Source organism: Micromonospora echinofusca (assembly GCF_017614955.1).
GTDB classification, from domain to species: domain Bacteria; phylum Actinomycetota; class Actinomycetes; order Mycobacteriales; family Micromonosporaceae; genus Micromonospora; species Micromonospora echinofusca_A.
In genome coordinates, this window is the sequence record NZ_WVUH01000402.1 from 1 (window position 1) to 5882 (window position 5882).

At 73.5% G+C, this 5882-nt stretch carries 6 protein-coding genes; 3 read left to right on the forward strand and 3 right to left on the reverse strand.

Annotated elements, in window-relative coordinates:
* Positions 1–900, reverse strand: a 900-nt coding sequence (locus tag GSF22_RS29510) for an A/G-specific adenine glycosylase (protein ID WP_208817190.1), incomplete at its 3' end; no start/stop codon positions are given.
* A 218-nt stretch (positions 901–1118) separates the two neighbouring features.
* Between GSF22_RS29510 and GSF22_RS29515 the strand changes: the two genes are divergently transcribed.
* The 3 genes from GSF22_RS29515 (at position 1119) to GSF22_RS29525 (ending at position 2990) form a co-directional block, all read left to right on the forward strand.
* The gene (locus GSF22_RS29515) at positions 1119–1631 is read left to right on the forward strand and encodes a glycine cleavage system protein R (RefSeq protein ID WP_208817191.1); all 513 of its coding nucleotides are present in this window, start codon (positions 1119–1121) and stop codon (positions 1629–1631) included.
* Positions 1628–2188, forward strand: coding sequence for a peptide deformylase (locus tag GSF22_RS29520; RefSeq protein WP_208817192.1), 561 nt, complete (start codon positions 1628–1630; stop codon positions 2186–2188). The genes GSF22_RS29515 and GSF22_RS29520 overlap by 4 nt, the downstream gene beginning before the upstream one ends.
* An 88-nt stretch (positions 2189–2276) precedes the next feature.
* A complete protein-coding gene (locus GSF22_RS29525; protein ID WP_208817193.1) occupies positions 2277–2990 on the forward strand; it encodes a hypothetical protein in 714 nt (237 codons plus the stop codon).
* A 158-nt stretch (positions 2991–3148) separates the two neighbouring features.
* Here the strand turns inward: GSF22_RS29525 and disA are convergent, their stop codons facing one another.
* Positions 3149–4333 (reverse strand): DNA integrity scanning diadenylate cyclase DisA, encoded by a 1185-nt coding sequence (gene disA / locus GSF22_RS29530; RefSeq protein WP_208817194.1) that lies wholly within the window; start codon positions 4331–4333, stop codon positions 3149–3151.
* Positions 4334–4508: 175 nt separating this feature from the next.
* On the reverse strand, positions 4509–5882 hold a 1374-nt coding region (radA, locus tag GSF22_RS29535; RefSeq protein ID WP_208817195.1), incomplete at its 5' end, for a DNA repair protein RadA.

Here is a 5882-nt window from a genome sequence, read left to right on the forward strand (position 1 = left end):
GAGGGGGACGGTGGGTGTCCGTACCCCGTCCCCGGCGAGCCGGTAGGCATCCCCGACCACCTCGACCAGCCCGTCGTCGACCAGCCCGGCCAGCGCCCGGTTCCGCTGGATCGCGTCCGCCCAGACCGTGTCCAACCGGACGCCCGGCACCGGCCCCGTCGTTTCCCGCAGGACCGCGAGCAGCAGTCCGCGCACCTGCCGGTCGGTGCCGGCGTACCGCTGGGGCCGGCGGGTGGGACCCTCCGGCGCAGGTAGGCCGGACGCCCGCCAGGCACACCGGGCCGTCAGGGGACAGTCGACGCACCGGGGCGACCGGGCGGTGCAGACCACCGCCCCGATCTCCATGAAGGCGGCGCTGGCCAGTGCCGCAGCGGCCGGCTCGGCCGGCAGGAGCCGCTCGGTGGCGATCAGGTCGGCCGGTCGGGTGGTCGGCCCGGCATCCGGTTCGCCAGCCACCGCTCGGGCGACCACCCGCCGGACGTTCGTGTCCACCACCGGATGCCGCTGGCCGTACGCGAACGCGGCCACCGCGCGGGCCGTGTAGGTGCCCACCCCGGGCAGGGCCAGCAACTGGTCGAGATTCGTCGGCACCTCACCGCCGTGCCGCTCCACCAGGGCCACCGCGCACTCGTGCAGGCGCAGGGCACGGCGGGGGTAGCCGAGCCGCCCCCACATCCGGATCGCCTCGGCGGGGGAGTCGGCGGCCAGTTCGGCCGGTACCGGCCAGCGGGCCAGCCACGCCTCCCAGGCCGGCAGGACCCGGACCACCGGGGTCTGCTGGAGCATCACCTCACTGACCAGGATGGCCCAGGCACCCACCCCGGGCTTGCGCCAGGGCAGGTCACGGGCGTGCTGTTGGAACCATCGGCTGGCCAGGGTGGCGAAAGTGGGATCTGACATCGCACGGTGATGATGCCACGGTCCCGGTGGACCCCACCGGACCCCTGCCGGTCCCGGACACGGGCTGGCCCGGTCGGTATCCGCCGGGCTGGAGGGGCACGGGTCCGGGTCTGGGGTCGGCGCCGGCCGGGCTGAGGGGCACGGGACGGTGTCCCGCAGCGTGGGCGCGCCGGCCGGGTCGCCACGGCGGTGCCGGCCGGGTCGGGGAGAATGTCCGGATGAACGAGCTCGCGATCACCCTGATCGGCCCGGACCGGCCCGGCATCGTGGCCGACGTCGCGGAGGTGCTCGCCCGGCTCGGCGCGAACCTCACCGACTCGACGATGACCCGGCTGCGCGGCCACTTCGCCATGACCCTGATCTGCACCGGCCCCGCCGCCGCCGAGGTGGAGGCCGCGCTCGCGCCACTCACCAGCGACGGCCAACTGGTCGCCTCGGTACGCGCGGTCGTGCCGGACGGGGTGGCGGCTCCGGCGGGCGAGCCGTTCGTGCTGACGGTGCACGGCGCCGACCGGCTCGGCATCGTCGCTGCGGTGACCCGGGTACTCGCCGAGGCCGGCGGTAACGTCACCGACCTGACCACCCGGCTGGCCGGTCGGCTGTACGTCGTCGTCGCCGAGGTGGACCTGCCGGCGGGTACCGCCGCCGAGCTGACCGCCCGGCTGGCCCGGGTGGCCGCCGACCTCGACGTCGAGGTGACCCTCCGGCCTGCGGATTCGGACCTGCTGTGATCGACGAGTACCCCGGCCTGGGTGGCTGGACCCCCGACCATCTCGGCGTGCCCGGCGTGGTACGCCAGGTGGTGACCGCCCCTGACCCGGTGCTCAGCCGGCCCGGCGTGGAGGTCGACCCGTGCGACCCCGAGGTCGTCCAGCTCGCCGCCGACCTGGTCGCCACGATGCGGGTCTCGCCGGGCTGTGTCGGTCTCGCCGCTCCGCAGGTCGGAGTAGGCGCCCAGGTCTTCTCGGTGGACGTGACGGGGCACCCCAAGGCGGTGACGGTGCACGGCACGTTCGTGCTCTGCAACGCGCGGGTCGTGGAGGCCACCCGGTTGCGGCCCGGTCGGGAGGGCTGCATGTCGGTGCCGGACCTGACCGGTGACGTGAAGCGGGCCAGTCGACTGGTGGTCGAGGGGGCCCTGCCGGGTACCGGCGAACCGGTGCGGCTGGTCACCGACGGGTTCGAGGCCCGCGCGCTCCAGCACGAGATCGACCACTGTGCCGGCCTGCTCTTCCTCGACCGGGTCGCCGGTGCGCACGCCATCTACCAACGCAAGGTGTACCTCTGACCGTACCGGCCGGTAGCGGGGCGGGCGTCGCGGCGTCGGCGCGTCGTACCGGAGCAAGCCGGTCGACCGACGATACGGTGAAGGCATTATGCGTATGACGGTTGGACCCCTGCCACCCGCCGTGTACTGGCGGCGTCGCGCTGTCGTACTCGGAGCGGGGCTGCTGTTCCTCATTGTCGTGCTCTACTCCTGCACCGGCTCCGGTGATCCGGCTGACAAGCGTGGCGGGGCGGCTCCGACCGCCACGTCGACCGGGAGCCCGGCGCCGACCGGTTCGGTGCTGACCCCGGAGACCGACCTGGCCTCACCGTTGCCGACCGGGGATCCGGGGGCACCGGTGGTGCCGGCCGGTCCGGCGGAGACGACCGAGCCGCCGGTGGTGCCGGTGGCCCCGCCGGCTGCGGAGGGCTCCTGCACGGATGCGGAGATCTCGGTGGTGCCGGTGGTCGCGCCGGCTGCCGCCCAGCGGGGGGTCACCGTCGACCTGCGCCTGAAGATCAAGAACGTCTCGCAGCGGACGTGCAGCCGGGATGTCGGCGCCGACATGCAGGAACTCTTCATCAAGGCCGGTGCGGACAAGATCTGGTCGTCGGACACCTGCGGTACGGCGAAGGGGGCCGACGTCCGTTCCTTCACGCCGGGCTTCGAGCGGGAGTACACCGTCGGCTGGAACGGCCGGGACAGCAGCAAGTGCGCCAACGGGGTGGCTGCCGGGCCGTACCCGAACGTCGGTGACTACCAGGTTTTCGGCCGGCTCGGTACGAAGATCAGCGAACCGGTGAAGTTCTCCGTCACGGGCTGACCGGACCGGGCGACATCGGCGGCGGGACCGCTCCGGTCGGGGGCGGCCCGGTCGGGGGCGCTCCCGGTCCGCCCGACCGTCCGGTGACGAGCGTCGGGTCGACCGCGGACGGCAGCCGCCGGGCGACGAGCACCGGGCCGACCGTGATCAGCGCCGGATCAGACGTACCGCTCCAGGATGGACGCCTCGGCCAGCCGGGACAGGCCCTCCCGGACGCCCCGGGCCCGTGCGTCGCCGACGCCCTCGACCGCCTGTAGATCCTCCACGGTGGCCCCGAGCAGCCGTTGCAGGCTGCTGAAGTGGTTGACCAGCCGGTCCACCACGGCGGCCGGTAGCCGGGGCACCTTGGCCAGCAGACGGAACCCACGCGGGCTGACCGCCGCGTCCAGCGCGTCGGACGCGCCGGGATAACCGATGGCCTTGGCCACCGCGACCAGGTCGATCAGCTCGGTGGCGCTGAGCAGATCCAGCTCGACCAGGGCCTCGTCCAGGGTGCGGGGCTTCCGTCCGGTGGGCAGGTAGTCCCGGATCACCAGGGTGCGGTCGGCGTCGACGCCGGCCATCAACTCGTCCAGCTGGAGGGCGAGCAGCCGACCGTCGGTGCCCAACTCCACCACGTAGCCGGCGATCTCGTCGGCGATCCGGCGGACCATCTCCAGCCGCTGCACCACGGCCACCGCGTCCCGGACGGTGACCAGGTCCTCGATCTCCAACGCGGACAGGGTGCCGGAGACCTCGTCGAGACGGAGCTTGTACCGCTCCAGGGTGGCGAGCGCCTGGTTGGCGCGGGACAGGATGGCCGCCGAGTCGTCCAGTACGTGCCGCTGGCCGTTGACGTAGAGGCTGATGATGCGCATCGACTGGCTGACCGAGATGACCGGGTACCCGGTCTGCCGGGCCACCCGTTCGGCGGTGCGGTGCCGGGTGCCGGACTCCTCGGTGGGGATGGACGGGTCGGGCATGAGGTGCACGGCGGCCCGGACGATCCGGGTGCCGTCACTGGACAGCACCACGGCACCGTCCATCTTGCACAGCTCGCGGACCCGGGTGGCGGAGAACTCCACGTCCAGCGGGAAACCGCCGGTACAGAGGGTCTCGACGACCTTGTCGTAGCCCAGCACGATCAGCGCGCCGGTGCGACCACGGAGAATGCGCTCCAGCCCGTCCCGCAGTGCGGTGCCGGGCGCCATCAGCGCGAGGTTGGCCCGGAGCGGGTCCCCGGTGGCCACCGAACCCGCCGTGGTCACGTTGACGCTGATCGGTCGCGCCGGCGAGCCCAGTGCGCCGCTGCGGGCGGGGGTACTCGCGCCGGCGGTTCTGTTCGCATCGCGGTCGATCGGCACCCGGACAGTCTACGGACTGTCATGCAGTGGGTGCTGCCGTGGTTACTGTGATGTGCCGCCACCTCCCGGGCCGGTCGCCACCGACCCCCGCTGTCCAGTTCGACGGGCTTGCGGCTGGTACGCCGATGTGTCCACCGGACCGCCCCGCGCTGCGCACCGTTCTGGTCACAATCGGTCATTCCGCCGAGGCGCGGGCCACGCACTGCAGGGCGGAACGGACATCGGTGACCTCCATCACCCGCATCTGTTCCGGGCCCGCCCCGGTGGACTCCGGACCGCATCCCTTCGGCACCAGAGCCAGCCGGAAGCCCAGCCGGGCCGCCTCCGCCAGGCGACGCGGCACCGCCCCCACCCGGCGGACCTCGCCGGTCAGCCCCACCTCACCGATCGCCACCAGGTTCGGTGCGATGGCGAGGTTGAGCCCGCCGGAGGCGACGGCGAGCGCCACCGCCAGGTCGGCCGCCGGTTCGACCACCCGGATACCGCCGACGGTGGCCGCGAAGACCTCCCGGTCGTGCAGGGTGAGCCGCTCGGTACGCCGTTGCAGCACCGCCAGCACCATGGCCAGCCGGGCGCTGTCCAGCCCGGAGACCGTCCGGCGGGGCGAGCCGGCGACGGTGGCCCCGATGAGCGCCTGCACCTCGGTGACCAGTGCCCGCCGCCCCTCCATCGCCACGGTGACGCAGGTGCCGGGTACCGGCTCGGAGTACCGGGTCAGGAAGAGCCCGGACGGGTCGGCGAGGCTGCTGATACCGCCCTCGTGCATCTCGAAGCAGCCCACCTCGTCGGCGGCCCCGAACCGGTTCTTGACCCCCCGGACCAGCCGTAGCGAGGAGTGCTTGTCCCCCTCGAAGTGCAGCACCACGTCGACCAGGTGCTCCAGTACCCGGGGACCGGCCACCTGGCCGTCCTTGGTGACGTGACCGACCAGGACGGTGGCGATGCCGCGTTCCTTGGCGACCGAGACCAGCGCGGCGGTGACCGCCCGGACCTGGGTCACGCCCCCGGGCACCCCGTCGGTGCCCGGGGTGGAGATGGTCTGCACCGAGTCGAGCACCAGCAGGCCCGGCTTGACCGCGTCGAGGTGACCGATGACCACCCCCAGGTCGTTGTCCGCCGCCAGGTAGAGCTGCTCGTGCAGGGCACCCATCCGTTCGGCGCGGAGCCGGACCTGGCTGACCGACTCCTCGCCGCTGACCACCAGGGACGGGCTGCCGGCGCCGGCCGCCCACTGCTGGGCCACGTCGAGCAGCAGGGTCGACTTGCCGACGCCGGGCTCCCCGGCGAGCAGCACCACCGCGCCGGGGACCAGGCCACCGCCGAGGACCCGGTCCAGCTCGGGCACGCCGGTCGGCCGGGCGCGGGCCGGGGCGGCGCTGATGGTGGCGATGGGGCGGGCCGGCTCGGCCGGTGCCCGGGAGCTGACCACCCGACCGGAGACCACCGGTCCGCTGACCGTGGTCTCCACCACGGCACCCCACTCGCCGCACTCGGGGCACCGGCCCACCCACTTCGGGGGCTGGTGACCGCAGGCGTCGCACTGGTAGGC